Below are 17,751 nucleotides of genomic sequence, written 5' to 3'. Positions count from 1 at the left end.
TCTTGAGTTATTCCCGTCCTGTTTCGATTAATCATGCGTATCATATTAATAATTTGGTATCGATTGAAACAGGGCCGGAAGGCAAGCGTATACTATATGTAGAGGATAGAGAAGGCCGGGCAAAAAGTAAATTTAAAGAAAGCTGGAGGTATTATGAAAAAGTATTTTATTTTTTTGGTGGTTTTTTTTACCATTACATCACTTTTTGCCGGAACATCGGCACAAACACAAGACCGGATAATGACTCAAACTCAGGATCAGCAGCAGCTCAAGGACGGCTCCTGCGAAGTAAGCTGACGGCAAACATCTATGGGAGATGGCAGGGGTTGTGCTGTGTGTTTGCAAAGGCCGTATCCCTGAAGCCCGATTGTTTATACGTATGCGTAAAAACACGTATAAGCAAACGTTAACGGAATTATATGGGTCGGCGTGATTTACCACGAGAACCCGACAATATAATGTCCGGCGTTTCTTTATCTTTTACCGGTTAACAACGATTATCCATATCCATCGTTCCGATGGCAATTATTATACTTTTTATAATTAATATAAAAGCATGACCGTTTTCCTCCGTGAAAGACTCCGGATAAAAAGCTGGACAAGCGGGGACGATATGATTATAACATAAAGGAAGCGGGAAATTACCCGATGTATGTCGGGATTACCCGTCGCATGCAGGCCGATTCGTGCCGGGAGACTGCCTTCGGAGAAAAAAAATGGAAACACTCATGGGTCTGGAAATTCCCCCTCATCTCTGGTTCGTCATCTTTCCGGTGAGTCTTTTCGTCCTCATCAAGGGCTCCGACCGGTTCACCGGTGCAGCCGAAAAAATAGGACTCATGGCGGGAATTCCCCAGTTTATCGTGGGTGTCGTCATCGTCGGCATCGGAACCTCCCTCCCCGAACTCATATCGTCCGTGGTCGCGGTCCTGGAAGGCTCGTCGGAAATCGTGGCGGGAAACGTCATCGGCTCGAATGTCGCGAATATCTTTTTGATCCTCGGAATCGGCGCAATCGTCGGGAAAAAACTCGTTATCAAATACGATCTTATCAACGTCGATCTCCCCCTGTTCGTGGGATCGGCGTTACTGGTCTCGTTTGTCATGTGGGACGCGCGCATTTCCTTTTTCGATGCGGTGCTTCTTTCAGGCGGACTTTTCATCTTCATGTTCTATATGATTGAATCCGGCCGCAAACCGCAGGCGGAGGAAGAAAAAGAGGTAAAACCCCCCTTCTCCATCCGCCCGTTTCTCGTCATTCTCGCAAGCGCCTTCATTATCTTTATCGGCGCGAAACTCACCGTCGATTCGGTCGTCAATATCGCCTCTTTCTTCGGTGTCGGAAACGATATCGTCGCGGTCAGTGCCGTCGCTTTGGGAACATCATTACCGGAATTGGGGGTAACCGTCAGCGCGGTCGGGAAAAACAATGCGGAGATGGTCGTGGGGAATATCCTGGGCTCGAACATATTCAATTCATTCGCCGTGCCCGGTATAACCGGTATTGTTTCGATCGCCGCGCCCGGGGCTCAGGAAGGACTCATCGTCACACCATCGATCATTACCACCGGTATCCCCGCGATGGTGATCGCCTCGCTTCTCTTCCTCGTCACGACTCAGGATAAACAGGTCAGCAGGTGGGAGGGTATGATGTTCGTTCTGTTTTATATATACTTTCTCTGTAAAGTGATCAACATATTATAGGGCCGTCCCGTTATCCGGTGGCGGCCGTTGCGAAGGGAGACGATAAACCCGGTTGAAAACAGACGGGATATGGATCAAGGACGATGAAGGAAGAACACTCATTCTGCGCGGCGTCAACCTCGGCGGCAACAGCAAGATTCCGGCCCGGCCGGATGGTTCCAGTCATAAAAAGGAATCACTCCTCCACCCCGAAACGGTTTCCTTTATCGGCCGGCCTTTTCCCCTCGACGAGGCGGACGAGCATTATTCGCGGCTTGCCTCGTGGGGTCTCACCTTTATCCGTTTTCTCATAACGTGGGAGGCCGTCGAACACGCGGGCCCGGGAGTATACGATGAAGATTACCTGGACTACCTCGAACAGGTGTGCGAAGCGGCGGCGCGGTACGGCATCGATCTCTTTATCGATCCCCACAATGACATGTGGAGCAGGTGGACGGGGGGCGACGGGGCGCCCGCGTGGACGATGGAGCTTCTCGGCATGGATATATTGAAGTTCCATGAAACCGGTTCCGCGTTCGTCCATTCCTTTTATAACGGCAGGCCCCCGTCGATGATATGGACGACAAACCGGTATAAACTCGGAGCCGCCACAATGTTCACCCTTTTTTTCGGCGGGACCGATTTCGCCCCCCACACACTCCTCGACGGGGTACCGGTTCAGGAATTCCTGCAGCACCACTTCATCGGTGCAGTCAAACGGGTCGCCGGACGGCTTTGCCGTCTTCCGAATGTCACGGGGTACGATACCCTGAACGAACCCCTTGCGGGGTATATCGGTTACCGCCATCTCGGCCGGCACGGGCTGAATCCCCTCCGCATAAGGGATACACCCACCCCCTTCCAATCCATGCTGGCGGCTTCGGGGTATCCGCAAAAGGTTCCGCGGTACTCATCCGGTACCATCTTCCCCGTCAGAACCGGCTCGGCGATCATTAACCCGAACGGTATCTCTCTCTGGAAAGAGGGATACGAATGCATCTGGAAACGGCACGGCGTCTGGACGGATAAAGGGCGCCGTTCGAAACAGCCGGAACTACTCAAGCCCTTCTATTTTTCCTTCAGGCAAAACAGGAGCGTTGACTTTGCCGAAGATTATCTTAAGCCTTTTTTGAGGCGTTTTATCCGGGAAATAGCCACAGTAAAACCGAAAACACTCTTTTTTATCGAGGGACCGGTAGGAAACGACTATTTTTCATGGTCGGAAAAAGACGGAAAAAACGTCGTGAACGCGCACCACTGGTACGATGCATTGACGATTATGTCAAAAAAGTTCAGGACGTTCATCACCGTCGATACGATAAAGGAAAGAGTCATTCTCGGCGCGGAAAGGGTAAAGCGGGCCGTCGTGCGGCAGCTTCGTCTGCTGGGGAAAACCTCCTTTGACAGGATGGGCCGTATTCCCACATTGATCGGCGAGTTCGGAATACCCTTTGACGGTGAGAAGAAAAAAGCGTACCGTACCCGGGATTTTTCAGCATATGAGCGGGCGTTCGATCTTTATTTTTATGCAATGGACAAGAATCTTCTGCATTGCACGCTTTGGAATTACTCGGCGGACAACACCGCGGTATACGGCGACGGGTGGAACGGGGAGGATTTTTCCGTATTCAGCAGAGACCTTCAGGACGATCCGGCGTCCATCGATTCGGGGGCAAAAGCCCTTTTCGGTTTCGTGAGGCCGTACGCGAAAAAAATTTCAGGCAGACCGCTCGCCATGTCATTCAACCGGAAAACGGGACGATTCAGACTGACGTTCGATCACGATTCTTCCTGCGGGGGGGCCACGGAAATATTCATACCCTCCGTCCATTATCCGTCCGGAATCACTGTTACCCTCTCCTGCGGAACATGGGAATTCGATCCTTCGGCGTCGCTTCTGGCCGTTCGCCCGCCCGCATCGAGGAGTGTGTGCGAAATTACCGTATTTCCCGCCGGTACAAAGGGAAAATAACAATACCCCCGGGTGTATTTCCGTTTGAAATTATTCCGAATTTCGTTCATAGTAATAGCATGGTAAGGAAACAAAAAAGACGGAGGCCTGCGATGAAAAAAAGAATCCTTTTACCGGAAATCATCGTCCTGCTGTTATTGACAATCTTTGCCTCTTCATGCGCGAGCACGGGCGGTACGTCATCGGAAGCCGGCGTCGATGCGGCACGTGCGGCGGAAACCCCCATTGAGAAAAACAGGGGAGAAGAAGTTTTTCTCAATGGAAAAATTATCAGGATTGCCGATATCGAGCAATCGAAATACTCGGATACCATGAAAACAGGAGTTCTCGCGGAGGAGACCTCGGTTGATATCGGCGGAATTATTATCCCCTTAAAGGAAGGGGAAGCGGTCAGGTTCAACACCGAATACAACTATATTATCGAGGCGACCCTCGCGGACAACATTACCGTCAATACGGAAAAATCGGCCGTTATGCTAAAAGCCGGAACACCGATCTCTTTCATGAGGAATTATACCGGCGACATCTACCTGTACGGCGGCTATCTTTTCGACGACAGTGAATTGACGATCGGTTCCTACCGGATTGACGCCGCCGCCGCGGGCAATCAGTATCTGCCCGATATCGTGTTCAACTTCAAAGGCGAAATAGTACAGCTGACATTGCAGAGCGACCACACATTCATCATCAAAGACACCCGTTATACCTTTTCGAAAGGCACGAGGCTTTCGTTTATCAACGGGAAGGTATCGGGAGGTATCCTGAAAGAAAACAAAAAAGTGAACATCGGAAAATATGAGGTGACGGCCCTCGCTTCTTCGGGGTCGGTCCCATCGATAAACTTCACGGAGGACGGTAATATCTTCATGATCATGATCGCAGAGCCAGTCACACTCAGGGTGGGAACACAGAGGATACCCGTTATGGCTAAAAAATACCTCTCGTTTCATTACAATACCGATGCCCCCCATTTCGTATACCTCGGCAGCGACGCCGCCCTCATCGTAGCGGGAGAGAAAAAAGCACTCAAGGCCGGGGCAAAACTCGAGTTTGACCGGGAGGGGAGGATTACAAAGGTCGAATAAAACGTCGCGACACAGGTTGACGGCTTATTAAAATTATTTTAATAGAAATACAACGATTCCTCAGATCAAAAACATACCATTTGCACTATTCAACAATCGGATTATGTTGTATACTTTAAAATAAATGGTTGAAGAAAATAAAAAGTCAATACTTGCCCGGCGGACGGGGGAAATGGCAAGCCTTTTCGAATCCCTGGGCAAGGATATAGAGCTTGCGCTGATTATCACCCGCGATCCGGTGCTCAGGGATATCCTCGACACGATTCAGAAACTCGGTGACAGAATCGCCACCTTTTTTTTGAGAATAAAAGAATTGATAAAGGCTCAGAGTGTCAACAGGAAGGTCACGTTTGTCGTCGACTATTTTTTCAGGAACTATTCCATTATCTCCGAACACACACGCGCCTCGCGAAGTATCATACGCTATGTACTGAACAAGCTCGACTGGCTCAAGGATCACTCGAACAGGATCATCGAAAGCCTGAAAAGCCTCTATGCGGAACTCCTTTCGATACAGATCGATTGTGAAGCATTATACAGAGCATATTTCAATGAAAATCTGGATTTCGACTTCGGCCTCGATCCGGAACACGAGATGAAACAGGTTCAACAGATTATGACACAGGAACGGGCGTTTACGATCCTCAATATATCCGAAGGGGTGAACAGGAACCAGGTCAAGCTGGCTTTCAGACGGCTCGCGAAAAAACTTCACCCCGACATCAATCCCGATGTCGATAAAGAAGAGTTCATTCAGGCGGAGAATGCCTATAAAATCGCTCTCGCAATCGTAAAAAAATAGAATTCTGCCGCGAACACATCACACCTTATAAAAATGCATTACCTGTGATCGGAAACTGAAATAATGAAACGGAAGTTACCGTGACTTTACACTCCACCTCGCTTGACAAAAAGGACCGTTTCATTTATCCTTTTCGCACTGACTTTCCTGCTTAAGACCCGGAAGCGGGGTCGAAAAGGAAATACAAGAGCAGATTTTCAATGCGAAAGATTGACGTCAACGATATAAAACAAACAATCGAAAACCTCTTTATTGCCGCGAATTTCGACCTTCCGAACGACGTTCTGGAGGCGGTGAAACAGGCACGGGAGACCGAATCGTCTTTGACCGCCAAGGAAATTCTCGGCCAGATTCTCAAGAACGCCGATATCGCTCATCAGGAGGAACTTCCCCTTTGCCAGGATTGCGGCGTCGCCCTGGTATTCATGGATATCGGTCAGGATGTTTTCTTCACGGGCGGCGATCTCAGGCTGGCGATCAATGAGGGGGTTCGTTCGGCTTATACCTCCGCATACCTGCGGAAATCGATCGTGAAAAGCCCGATCGACAGGAAAAACACCGGGGATAATACGCCGGCCATCATATATTTCGATATCGTCCCCGGCGACACGGTATCGATCACGGTCCTCCCGAAGGGCGGCGGATGTGAAAACATGAGTGCGCTTGCCATGCTGAATCCCTCGGACGGCATCAATGGCGTCAAGCGATTTGTCCTCGAGACGGTATACAAAGGGGGCGCGAACCCGTGTCCCCCCACCATTGTCGGCGTGGGACTCGGCGGGAGTTTCGACTACGCGGCATTCCTGGCAAAAAAGGCGCTCTTACGGCCTGTCGGGACGCCGAACGACGATCCGAAACTCGACACACTCGAGAAGGAACTTCTTTCGGGAATCAATGCGCTGGGTATCGGCCCGCTCGGCATGGGCGGAAAGACAACGGCGTTCGCCGTTCATATTCTCGAATCCCCGTGTCATATCGCATCGCTTCCGGTTGCGGTCAATATGGAGTGTCACAGCCATCGGCACAAGGAGGCGACGATTTAATATGGTCTGGACGACGATACGGCTTTATGCCCCACTCACCGACAATGACATCGAAACCCTTCATGCCGGCGACAGAATCCTTCTCAATGGGTATGTGTACACGGCGCGTGATGAAGCCCACCGAAGGCTGGTGGAACTGATCGATAACGGACGGCCCCTCCCGAAAAAACTGGACCTGAACGGTGCGATCATCTTCTACGTCGGACCCACCCCCGCACGGCCCGGTAAAATAATCGGTTCGGCGGGACCTACCACGGCGGCTCGTATGGACAAGTACGCCATCACATTGATGGAACATTCCGGCATCAAGGGAATGATCGGAAAAGGTGAACGGTCGCATGAGTTCCGGGACGCCTGCAAACGGTATAAGAATATCTATTTTGCCGCGACCGGGGGCGTCGCAGCCTTTCTCAGCAAATATATTAAATCATCCGAAATCGTGCTGTACGAGGACCTCGGCGCCGAAGCGATACACAAACTCAAAATCGTCGATTTCCCCGTTATCGTTGTCAATGATATTTTCGGGAGAGATTTTTATGAAATCGGGCGTAAAAACCACAGCACGTCCATTCAGGATATCTTGAATACATTAACCTGACCGGGGGGTTTTCTATCGGTGTATTTGCCTGTGAATGAAATGGAGTTCTTTTTCACCGTTAAAAGGGCAAGATGAAAAAAACAAAGAAATCCGTCATGAAATCACTCGCGCGATTGAGGGGGACAGTCACTTCCCTCCCGCGGGGCGGGTACCTCCTCGATTCACCGGCCGGCTATATTCAGTTCGGCGCACCGCCTGAAACAATAAAAGACACGATGGCGCTGCCCGAATCCGTCCCGCAGATTTTTGTGCTGCCGTATTCGCTTTTCAACTGGGACAAAGGGATCAGCCTTGCCGAACTCGAGTTCCCAATTTACTACAACTTCTTTCTCAAAAAGAAAAAAACCCGCATCGTCTGCAGGAAGTCCCAGGGGAAACGGCTGTTGAAGGTGCTGCAGGAGGCGATATTCGGTCCGAAAGATCTCGATCTCTCTCCGGATTTTCATCCCGCCGCAAAGGAACCACGCATCCCCGATTTGAGGGCGGAGATGGAGTATTACAGGAACTTTTCGTTCAACGACCTCCTCTCACTCGAGTATTTCATGGACAACAGGCATACCATCGGCAATCTGACCGTTAAAATCGATAAAAACAATGATTTCGCAGTCTATGACGGGAAAATGAAAATCGCCTTCGTTCCGCGTAATTTCGAATACACGCCACGGTTCAATATCGGGCAGCGCCTTCCGGAGCCATACTCCCCGCCACTGTTCGGCATCACCTGTCTTGGACCGAGCCACGGTTTCGATCCGACGGAGAATACATCTGGATTTATCATATGGCTGAATCACACCGGGATCATGGTCGATCCGCCGGTCAACTCCACCGAATGGCTCGAGGATTCGAATGTCAATCCAAAACTTATCGACGGCATCATCCTCACCCACTGCCACGCGGACCACGACGCGGGAACATTCCAGAAAATACTCGAAGAGGGACGGATAACGATTTATACGACGACCACGATCATGAAAAGTTTTCTCCGAAAATATGCCGCACTCTCCGACGAATCGGAGGAATATCTGAAAAAACTGTTTACCTTCCATCCGGTCTATATCGGGGAACCGGTATTTATCCACGGCGGCGAGTTCCGGATGTTCTATACCCTGCATTCCATCCCTGCAATGGGGTTCACCATCAATTTCCAGGGCCAGAGCTTCGTCTATTCGTCCGATCATCAGAACGACCCCGCCATACATAAAAAACTCATCGATGAAGGGATTATCACGGAATCCCGATACCGGGAATTGCAGGACTTTCCCTGGGATTCGAAGCATATTTTTCATGAATCCGGGATACCCCCGCTCCATACACCCGTCTCTTTCCTGAACTCGCTTCCACGCCGTATCCAGGAGAAAACCGTCGTCTATCATATTGCGAAAAAGGATTTCCCGGAAAAAACTTGCCTTTCGCTTGCCGCATTCGGCATCGAACATACGATCCACATGCATACCAGTACCCCGAAATTCGAGAAAACCTATCAGATACTCAATATCCTCAGGCATCTCGATTTTTTCCAGTCCTTTCCCCTCGATAAAGTCCAGGAGTTCATCATGTTCGTGAAAGAGGAGAAGTTCAAAAAGGGAAAATACATCATCAGAAAAGGGACAAAGGGGGACAAATTCTACATTATCGCATCCGGGAATGTCGCCGTCGCCTATGACGGATACAGGGCAAAAAAGATTTACGGTATCTATGAATACTTCGGCGAAGTCGCCCTGCTGACGGAGCAGACGCGGGCCGTGGACATTATCGCGGAGACCGATGTCGTGGTCTATACGATCGAAAAGGATCATTTCCTGAGTTTTATCTCCGGTACCGAATTCGAGGAAACACTGAAACACCTGATCAAAAACCGCGACCGTGAATCGTGGGATCTTCTTTCGACCAGCACCACCTTCCAGCGGCTTACGAACTACCAGAAGACCTGGCTCGAGTCGGTTCTCAATCCTGTCCGCTGCGAGAAATCGGGTATCCTGATACGGGAAAACACCCCCTTCGATAACATCTATATCATCAGAAAAGGCGAGGTTTCAGTCAGCAGGGGGGGTGGCGCGGTCGCCGTCCTCAAACGGGGGGATATCGTCGGCGCAATCACAAAACCGGACAAAAAAACGTCCTCTCATTACACCTTTTCATATAAAAACGGGGTCTCCCTGTATGCGATAAAAAGAAAGGATTACGAAACCTTTATCCGCCGGAATCCCGGACTGGCCATGAAGCTTGCCTACCGTTTCGAGAAATAAGGGAACTGAACCGGCACCGATTCCAATCGGTCTTTTCAATAAATACCCGTAAAATACGTTATACCGGACGGTTTTTATTTAAAAGTATTGATAATAACGCCATAATGTATTACATTGACTAATAGAACAATCTGGTCGAATTTTCTATTTTCGGAGTGAACACAGTGGGAAAAGACATGGATATAAAGGAACAAATAATCGAATCCGCAAGGAAAATATTCTCCCGATACGGATTCAGAAAAACGACGATCGATGAAATAGCCAATGCCATTCATAAAGGAAAAAGTTCGATTTATCATTATTTCGGAAGCAAAGAGGAAATTTTCAAAGGCGTCATAAAAAAGGAATATGAATATTTAAAGAAAAAAGTCGATGAGGCGCTAAGGAACCAGGAATCGCCCAAAGAAAAGCTGCGGGCGTATGTTCTTACCCGATTAAAGGTGCTGTCACAATTATCGAATTTCTATGCGGCTTTGAAAAACGATTATTTCGAGTGTCTGGGGTTGATCGAAGCGATACGAATCCGGTATGTGGAGGAAGAGATCGATACATTCGAGAACATCCTCAAGGAGGGCGTCGACCGTGGGATCTTCAATGTAAAGAATATAAAAGTGACGGCGCACGCGATCATTATCGCGCTGAAAGGCCTGGAATACGCCTGGGCCATGGAGGAGGATCAGCAGGAACTGGAGAAAAACGTGAACAATATGCTGGATATGTTTTTTTACGGGATCGTAAAGCAATGATGTTTTTTTGGGTGAAAATCGACCAAAACACCTGAGTGGTCGGACGGTCGGAGAGGGTACGAATCCCCCGAATATGATCATGAAATCCGAACACGTATCCGGTTTCCCGATATAAGGAGATTGTATGATAATGAATATATTATCAAAGGCCATCACGAAAAAACCGCAGCTTATCATTGCCGTGATTGCAATAATCACCGCCGTCCTGGGCTACATGATTAAAGATCTGGATGTCGAGGCGGATGTTACTGCGGCAATACCGTCCTACATACCGGAAGTGAAATATTTCGACAGGATCAACGAGATATTCCCGAAACAGGAGTTCTTCATTATCGGACTGGTGTCAGACAATATTTTTACCGGCAAAATCATCCGCAAACTGGATACGCTGACGAACGAGTTCAAAACCATCGACGGTATCGGGCAGGTTTTGGGTCCCACCAATGTGGATATTATCGAAGGGACGGATGAAGGGATCGAAGTTTTTCCGATCCTCGAAACAATACCCGAAACTGCGGAAGAAATCGAGGAATACAGAAAAACGATTACGACAAACCGCCTCTACAAGGACACCTTTATTTCAAAAGACGAAAAAGCCGCCGTTATCCTGATTCAGATCGAAGACGGCGAAAACAGGGAAAAAATACTCGGCCGGATCAAGTCCATTATCGACCGGCACAAAGAAGACGGCGAACAATACAGAATCGCGGGTGAAGCAGCAACTTTGACGGAAGTCAAAGCCATTATCATAAAGGACCTTCTCTTTCTTTCCCCGATCGTCATTTGCGTCATCCTCCTGGTTTTATTCTTGAGTTTCAGGAACATAAGGGGGGTCCTGCTGCCGGTTCTTACCGTTGTCATAAGTGTTATATGGACCCTCGGGATCATGTCGGTCCTCAACATACCGTTGTCGATCATGACGACGGTCGTTCCGACGATTCTCATCGCGATCGGTTCCGCCTACGGCATCCATATCATCAACAGGTTTATCCATGACGTAAAAAAAGGGGAAGACAAAAAACAGGCGATAACGGAAACCATCAAACACACGGGGCTGGCCGTGATCATGGCGGGCCTGACGACCGTGGCCGGTTTTCTTTCGTTTTTGAGTTCCGGGATCGAGATCATAAGGGGATTCGGAATATTCACCGCCGTGGGGGTCGTGTGCGCCCTCATCTTTTCCATCACCTTCATTCCCGCACTTCTCTATCTCCTCCCGATTCCCGGAAAATTATCGACCCCGGACAACGCAACCGGCGGCAAAAAAACCTTCTCTCTGCAAAGAATATTATCCGGACTGGGCGATGCCGTATTTAGAGGAAAATCGATCGTTCTGCTTGCGGCCCTGCTTGTCATTATCATATCGATTATAGGCATATTCAAGCTGCGGGTGGAGAGCGATTTGGTTCAGATGTTCGGCAGGAATACCAAAATCATGCAGGACAATGAATTCTTCAACAGATATTTTTCCGGTACGATGACGCTACAGGTCGTTATCGAAAGCGATGAAGCGGATAAAATAAAGGAACCGGAAGTCCTCAGGGAAATAGACGATTTTCAGAAGTATGTCGACGGTTTCGATATCGTCGGAAGTTCACAATCGATAGCCGGCATGATCAAGGAAATGAACCGCGTGATGAACGGGGATAATGAAAAATTTTACAGGATTCCGGATTCCAAAAAACTGATCGGACAGTACCTGCTTCTTTATTCGTTGACCGGCAATGAAAGCACGCTCGAAAATATCGTCAACTATGATTACAGCAAGGCCAACATAACGATATTCGTAAAAAGCGTTAATCTGAAAAAACTCGAGGAATTCGAAGAACATATCAGAACCTATATACGCGACAATTTCGACCGGGACGGCCTTGAAATCAATGTCACCGGGCGTATTTCAACGATAATGGTCCTGAGCGACCTGATCGTTCAAAGCCAGCTTCTGAGTATCGTTATTTCACTCGTTCTGGTATTCCTGATTACCGCCGTCATATTCAGATCGGTAATACTGGGAGTCATTTCGACAATACCCATTATCATTACCATCTGCCTGAACTTCGGGCTAATGGGATTGCTCGATATACCGCTCGATCTGGCGACCGTCCTGATCGCGAGCGTCGCCATCGGGATCGGCATCGATTACTCCATCCATTATATAAGCCACTACAAAACGGAACGCAACAATGGCGCCTCTGTTTTGGACGCAATCAAAAACACCAACTCGACGACGGGAAAGGCGATCATCTACAACGCCTGCTCGGTCGGGTTCGGATTCCTGGTCCTCGTCCTTTCGAGTCTGGCGAGTATCGGTGTCCTGGGGGCGATGATCGCCCTGACCATGTTCGTCACATCGATGGGGTCGATGACATTGATACCGGCCATCCTGGCGGTGGTGGAAAAAAGATCCTTTTTCAGGAAGTCTCTGTACAAAAAATCGCCGGATGCGTTATCCGGCATGGAATAATCTATTTCAGGAGGTATACAATGCGGAAACATGTTCCACTGATTGTAATTTTTTTGATTTTATTGTCGACACCGATATGCGTGTTCGCCGGGGGCGAACAGGAAGCCGCCTCCGGGGACGGGACGCAGGCGCAGTTCCGCCTCACGCCCTACACCGGTTCGGACGGCCTCGAGGCAAAACAAATCATGGAAGAGGCGAACAGCAGACTGCTGGCAGGCGATATCGTCGCTGATATCACCATGACGCTCGTCAATGAAAACGGCAGCCGGCGGGTACGAGAGATCGCCATCAAATCGAAGGAAGACGGTAAACTGAACAAAACGGTACTGCACTTTCTTTCCCCGGCGGACGTCGAGGGGACCGGACTGCTGATGATCGAATCTGAGAACGGCGAAACGGACATGTGGCTGTACCTGCCCGAACTGAAAAAGACGAGAAGAATCGTATCGAGCGGCAAGAACGACAGTTTCATGGGTTCGGATATTTCATACAGCGACATGGAAGAAAGGCCGCCCGAGGATTACACCAACAACCGCTTCGAAGACGAAACCGTCGACGGCGAAGCGTGTTACGTGGTGGAGGCGGTCCCGGCTAACGATGCCGTTAAAGAAGACACGGGCTACGGCAGAATCGTGTACTGGATCAGCAAGGAAAAAATGACCCCTCTCCAGGCCGTCTTTTTCGACGTCAACGGTAATTATTTCAAGAATTTGCGGATAAAGGAAATTCGTGAGTTTACGGATACCTGGATACCCACCCTTATCGAAGTGGAAGACGTGAAGAAAAGCCACAAAACCATCATGGAATTGAAGCATATCGAAATAAACACGAATCCCGACGATTCCTATTTCACCCAGCAGTATCTGAAACGCGGCGCGTGAAAGGGGAAAAAGGCATGAAAAAAAATATCCTTATAGTGTTTACACTTATGATCGTCACGGCGGTTCCGGGGTTTTCGGATGAAAACGCCTCCATCGGGGGATATGTCACATCCTCCGTGTGGATCCCTTCGGGATGGAACGACGACTGGGACTACAAGAAGCTGTCGGCGGAAATGCAACTCGCCGCCGACTATTCGAGCGGCATTGCGAAACTCTATGGTGCGCTCTATTTCGAAATCGACGACCTCGCCGGGCCCGGCGCCTTTGCCGACAAGCTCTCGATACGGCCGGGGGAGATGTACCTCTCCCTTTATTTGAACAGCCTCGACGTGACGGCGGGCTACCAGATCGTCTCCTGGGGAACCGCCGACGGCCTGAACCCGACCAACAACATCAATCCGAAGGATTTGTCCGAACTCATCAACATGGCCTCGACGGACATGAAGGACACGGCCATTCCCGTGAACGCACTGCGGCTTGATTTCTATCCCACGGATTTTCTCATGATCGAGGGCGTTTTCATACCGCTCTTCACCCCCCCGGGAATGCCGGATTTCTCATCCTATCTGCCGCCCGAACTCTCAGCCGTCACGTTCAATTTCAGCTATCCCGATGAGGAGGCATTGGCGAGTTTCGAGGCGGGCTTCAGGGCGGGTTTCATGCTTCCCGGCATCGATTTCTCGTTGAGTTATCTTTACGCCTGGGACGACCTTCCGGATGTAAAAGTAAATATCGTGCAGCAGGATTTAGGCGGGGGTATCATGTTCGGCTTTCCGGCCTCACTCGACTTTTCATTCAACAGGGTCCACATTATCGGGGCCGACTTCGCGTGGCCCGTCCTCGACATCGACTTCAGGGGTGAAGCCGCTTTTTTTATCACGGATGACCTTGCGGGGGACGATGCCTTTGTCAAAAACCCGTATCTCCAGTACGTCCTCGGCGCAGGCTACACCTTCTTCGACAACCTCACCGTCACCCTCCAATTCTCGCAAAAGATCACGACGAATTTCAAAAAAGCGGGCGTCTTGACCGTAAATCAGAGCGATCAGTATTACATTGAAGGATACTCGGAGCAGTTTTCTCACCTGGTGGGAAACCAGAAGGGGGCCGTCATGTCGACGGTGATGCTCATCGTACGGAAGAATTTCATGAACGACCTGCTCGAAACCACGTTCGCGGGCATATACAATTTCCCCGAGGATTACACGGAAGCGGAGACGGATGAAAAATACGGGGATTTCATGCTCAGGCCGTCCTTCACCTACAAGGCCGCGGACGCCTTCGATATCGGCGCGGGGGCGAACCTCTTTTTCAGCATGAAAAAGGACGCAGGCGGCGATATCGTCAGCGACCCGTACACGACCTTCGGCATGCTGGACGAAGAGGATTCGTTTTACATCGAGCTCAAGTACAGCTATTAGGGGCGTGAATATATGTTGACACGAAGGGTTTCGGGAAGCCGGCTTACGCGGATGTACGCAGATGATTGTATGTGGAAGTGACGCTTGGCGGATGTTGAAGCAGGATAATAACGTTTGAGAAGGAATGTGGTTGAAGGAGATTGTAGAGAACAAAGTAAAAACAAACGGATGGCAAGTGATCATGGAATAATCCTTATTGAAGTAATCAGACACGGATTAACACTGATTTACACGGATTGAATATACATCAGTGTTAATCCGTGTGAATCCGTGTCTTTTTATATACATGACCAGGGGAAGAGAATGACGGGCAAGGGAACGGTGATAACCTTCTATGAACCCAATATTACAGATTGTGAACACGTGTTCACAATCCGGGAAAAGAGTGCGGGAAGAGAACCGCAGATACCCAGCACCACATGCGTTTTCCTTATATCAAATTATATGGCCATATCATATAGCATGCGGTGGCATCCGTCATCGTCCCGGAGACAAGGCGTGTCAAAGAAGGTTGTTTCCCGGCAAACCTTTTGCATACTTATATGAGAAAAGAGAATCTCTCATAAAGCGCACCAAAGGACACGGAGGAAGAAAATTTAAATTCTTTCTCTGTGATCTCTGCGGACTCTGTGAGAAATTTTCTTAATGCTAATCATACAGAAATCTTATAAAGTTTAAAAAAAGCCTGACGGCGCTTCCGTTCAGTACACATGAACACCCCGCGCTTCGAGGACCGGTATCATCGCCTCCGATTCCTCCGTTAACGGATTGCCGATCAATTTAACAACACGCCGATGTAATTACCACCGCCGCGTCGTTTTGTAAATATGGGTCCCCTTTTCGTCGTAATAAAGGAAATAGACCTCACCGTCCGGCGCAACAGCGATCCTGCTCCACTTGATCCTGTTGTAAAAACAGTCGAGCGCTTCACCGTATTTCGAGCAGACAAGGACCGCCCTGTCCTCCGGCTTCATGCCCAGAACCACGTTCCAATAGCTGTTTCCGTCATCGTCAAACCCGATGAAATCAAGATCATTGTCCTTTACTCCGAGCGATGTGATGTCGAATTCGTCCTCGAAGACCGTAGTGCTTTTCGTATTCAACTCCTTTTTGAGTGTCTCGAAGTATTCCCTGTGCGGTTTGAATCTCGCGGTGAGCAGCATCCCGTCTTTAAACCCGATCATTTTTTTATCGAGAAATGTATCGATAAGGGAAACTGTAACGCCGCGCGTATTACCGCCCGATACCGTTGAAATGTCATTTTTCATCGCTGTAATTTCCTTATCCGTGTCTTCCTTGCTCATTGTATTGCCCTGGCTATCGAGGAATAGTAGATCAAAATTATTGTTATAATATAATACGGTGTTGTTAAAAATAAAGAAATTACCTGCAATTACCTCGTCTGGTAAATTCGCATGCCATATATTGAATATTAGATTACCATTTGAATCAAATTTAATTAAATTATGTGTACCTGAAAGAACTAAAACGTTTTCAGATTCTCCAACAATTATCTTATAAGCAGCCGAAGCATAACCGGATTGGACGTCTTTTATTGACTTTATATAATTAAAATTTTGTTCATATATGTTTATAACGCGATTGTTAGGATCACATATATAAAACCTGTACATGGGGCTGATCGTGAACGCAGTAGGACCAGCAACTCCATACTGGGCACGTTTCGGATTAAACCCTATTTTTCCTTCACCCTTTCCTATTTCAAATGTAAGAATTCTTGACTGTGAGTATTCATGTATGGAATCACCTGAAAGATATAAAGGAAATAATATCAATATTATAAAGATTATCTTCCGCATCATTACACTCCTAATTTGAATATAAATAATATCTATTTATTGTTGTTGCAGCCGTCCAATCGACCATACTGTAACACCACCCATAGACAGCATGCTACTCCAGCGTAAATCAAGTCTTACTCTCATAACCATTCCGGATGAATCGAGAATACGCACCTGACTTCTATCCACACTCCGATCATCTCCATATATTATCCTCTGAACAATCCCGCAATGACCCCACGGTACTCCATAGGATTCCCCGTGAATCACAAGAATATCTCCCGGCACGAGAAGCGAACCGTCAACGGGAATCGGCCAGCAGGCCGCTTCGACACTGTCGACATGCTCGAGCGAAGCCCATGCTTCTCCCCATTCCTGCCTGTCTTCCGCGAGATCGGTTATTTCGTCATAACGGTTCCCGGTATAACCGGCCGACCTCTGTATAATGGTGACGCAATCGATCCCGGAAGAATAGCTTGTATGTATCGCCTTGTAGCCGTTCGGCACTTCATTGACTTTCTTTGAGGTGAAATTCGGCGTATACGGATGAAATACCGTTCCGCCGCCCGCCGTTATCGCGAGAGGATCATAATGTCCGCCGTCGTCTTCGAGCGGTATACCGAACCGGTAACAGACGCCGCCGTTATCCTCTTCCATTCCCCACACACCGTCCGGAGCGAGTGTCGAATTCCATTCGGCGCTCCCGCCGAAACCCCATTCAGGGTGCGGATTAACATTATCCTGACTTCCGTTTCCGTCCTCATCGATGGACCAGTACGGATTCGACGGTGAATACCACGCGCGCACCGCGTTCCGCTGGTCGATGAGATCGTCATTGAATTCCTGCGGCGAATCATAACATGCGTGGCTGGATTCAATTCAGAAAATAAATCCATATACTTTTATTATCCATTTTATAGACTGTCCAGGGTAAACTCAATTCCCCATTTTTTACCCGATCAGGGTAAACAAGATTCCCCACTTTTTTTAAAAAAGGGTAATTAAGATT

At 48.8% G+C, this 17,751-nt stretch carries 14 protein-coding genes; 12 read left to right on the top strand and 2 right to left on the bottom strand.

The features are described 5' to 3' along the window. Positions 1-153: 153 nt before the first annotated feature. From JW881_17840 to JW881_17785, 12 genes are all read left to right on the top strand, one after another. A complete protein-coding gene (locus tag JW881_17840; GenBank protein MBN1699387.1) occupies positions 154-297 on the top strand; it encodes a hypothetical protein in 144 nt (47 codons plus the stop codon). A gap of 419 nt (positions 298-716) precedes the next feature. Continuing rightward, complete coding sequence (locus JW881_17835) at positions 717-1,703, top strand: calcium/sodium antiporter (protein ID MBN1699386.1); 987 nt, start codon at positions 717-719, stop codon at positions 1,701-1,703. Positions 1,704-1,755: 52 nt separating this feature from the next. Continuing rightward, positions 1,756-3,654 (top strand): cellulase family glycosylhydrolase, encoded by a 1,899-nt coding sequence (locus tag JW881_17830; GenBank protein ID MBN1699385.1) that lies wholly within the window; start codon positions 1,756-1,758, stop codon positions 3,652-3,654. A 92-nt stretch (positions 3,655-3,746) separates the two neighbouring features. After that, positions 3,747-4,739: a hypothetical protein gene (locus JW881_17825; protein MBN1699384.1), complete on the top strand. Its 993-nt coding sequence runs from the start codon at positions 3,747-3,749 to the stop codon at positions 4,737-4,739. A gap of 172 nt (positions 4,740-4,911) precedes the next feature. Then, positions 4,912-5,541, top strand: coding sequence for a J domain-containing protein (locus tag JW881_17820; protein ID MBN1699383.1), 630 nt, complete (start codon positions 4,912-4,914; stop codon positions 5,539-5,541). Between the two features lie 200 nt (positions 5,542-5,741). Further along, positions 5,742-6,584: a fumarate hydratase gene (locus JW881_17815; GenBank protein ID MBN1699382.1), complete on the top strand. Its 843-nt coding sequence runs from the start codon at positions 5,742-5,744 to the stop codon at positions 6,582-6,584. A gap of 1 nt (position 6,585) precedes the next feature. Next, positions 6,586-7,182 carry a Fe-S-containing hydro-lyase gene (locus JW881_17810; GenBank protein MBN1699381.1) on the top strand — a complete coding sequence of 199 codons (597 nt, stop codon included), beginning with the start codon at positions 6,586-6,588 and terminating at the stop codon, positions 7,180-7,182. A gap of 71 nt (positions 7,183-7,253) precedes the next feature. Beyond that, positions 7,254-9,428, top strand: coding sequence for a cyclic nucleotide-binding domain-containing protein (locus JW881_17805; GenBank protein MBN1699380.1), 2,175 nt, complete (start codon positions 7,254-7,256; stop codon positions 9,426-9,428). A 164-nt stretch (positions 9,429-9,592) separates the two neighbouring features. Further along, positions 9,593-10,174 carry a TetR/AcrR family transcriptional regulator gene (locus tag JW881_17800; protein MBN1699379.1) on the top strand — a complete coding sequence of 194 codons (582 nt, stop codon included), beginning with the start codon at positions 9,593-9,595 and terminating at the stop codon, positions 10,172-10,174. A gap of 130 nt (positions 10,175-10,304) precedes the next feature. Next, on the top strand, positions 10,305-12,638 hold the full coding sequence (locus tag JW881_17795) for an RND family transporter (protein ID MBN1699378.1): 2,334 nt from the start codon (positions 10,305-10,307) through the stop codon (positions 12,636-12,638). A 20-nt stretch (positions 12,639-12,658) separates the two neighbouring features. Next, positions 12,659-13,519, top strand: a complete 861-nt coding sequence (locus JW881_17790) for an outer membrane lipoprotein-sorting protein (protein ID MBN1699377.1) — start codon at positions 12,659-12,661, stop codon at positions 13,517-13,519. A 14-nt stretch (positions 13,520-13,533) separates the two neighbouring features. Continuing rightward, complete coding sequence (locus JW881_17785; GenBank protein MBN1699376.1) at positions 13,534-14,940, top strand: hypothetical protein; 1,407 nt, start codon at positions 13,534-13,536, stop codon at positions 14,938-14,940. Positions 14,941-15,740: 800 nt separating this feature from the next. Here the strand turns inward: JW881_17785 and JW881_17780 are convergent. Both JW881_17780 and JW881_17775 read right to left on the bottom strand, forming a co-directional pair. Beyond that, positions 15,741-16,208 (bottom strand): hypothetical protein, encoded by a 468-nt coding sequence (locus JW881_17780; GenBank protein ID MBN1699375.1) that lies wholly within the window; start codon positions 16,206-16,208, stop codon positions 15,741-15,743. 588 nt (positions 16,209-16,796) lie between these two features. Next, positions 16,797-17,549 (bottom strand): hypothetical protein, encoded by a 753-nt coding sequence (locus tag JW881_17775; protein MBN1699374.1) that lies wholly within the window; start codon positions 17,547-17,549, stop codon positions 16,797-16,799. Positions 17,550-17,751 lie beyond the last annotated feature (202 nt).

Source organism: Spirochaetales bacterium (assembly GCA_016930085.1).
Taxonomy (GTDB): Bacteria; Spirochaetota; Spirochaetia; order SZUA-6; family JAFGRV01; genus JAFGHO01.
This window is presented reverse-complemented; position numbering and strand designations above follow the sequence as displayed.

What these genes read in the sequence shown, in the direction of transcription:
- JW881_17790 (MBN1699377.1), top strand. Translation starts at nt 12,659, where the DNA reads ATGCGGAAACATGTTCCACTGATTGTAATTTTTTTGATTTTATTGTCG.
- JW881_17825 (MBN1699384.1), top strand. Translation starts at nt 3,747, where the DNA reads ATGAAAAAAAGAATCCTTTTACCGGAAATCATCGTCCTGCTGTTATTG.
- JW881_17815 (MBN1699382.1), top strand. Translation starts at nt 5,742, where the DNA reads ATGCGAAAGATTGACGTCAACGATATAAAACAAACAATCGAAAACCTC.
- JW881_17785 (MBN1699376.1), top strand. Translation starts at nt 13,534, where the DNA reads ATGAAAAAAAATATCCTTATAGTGTTTACACTTATGATCGTCACGGCG.
- JW881_17840 (MBN1699387.1), top strand. Translation starts at nt 154, where the DNA reads ATGAAAAAGTATTTTATTTTTTTGGTGGTTTTTTTTACCATTACATCA.
- JW881_17795 (MBN1699378.1), top strand. Translation starts at nt 10,305, where the DNA reads ATGAATATATTATCAAAGGCCATCACGAAAAAACCGCAGCTTATCATT.
- JW881_17820 (MBN1699383.1), top strand. Translation starts at nt 4,912, where the DNA reads ATGGCAAGCCTTTTCGAATCCCTGGGCAAGGATATAGAGCTTGCGCTG.
- JW881_17780 (MBN1699375.1), bottom strand. Translation starts at nt 16,208, where the DNA reads ATGAAAAATGACATTTCAACGGTATCGGGCGGTAATACGCGCGGCGTT.
- JW881_17810 (MBN1699381.1), top strand. Translation starts at nt 6,586, where the DNA reads ATGGTCTGGACGACGATACGGCTTTATGCCCCACTCACCGACAATGAC.
- JW881_17805 (MBN1699380.1), top strand. Translation starts at nt 7,254, where the DNA reads ATGAAAAAAACAAAGAAATCCGTCATGAAATCACTCGCGCGATTGAGG.
- JW881_17835 (MBN1699386.1), top strand. Translation starts at nt 717, where the DNA reads ATGGAAACACTCATGGGTCTGGAAATTCCCCCTCATCTCTGGTTCGTC.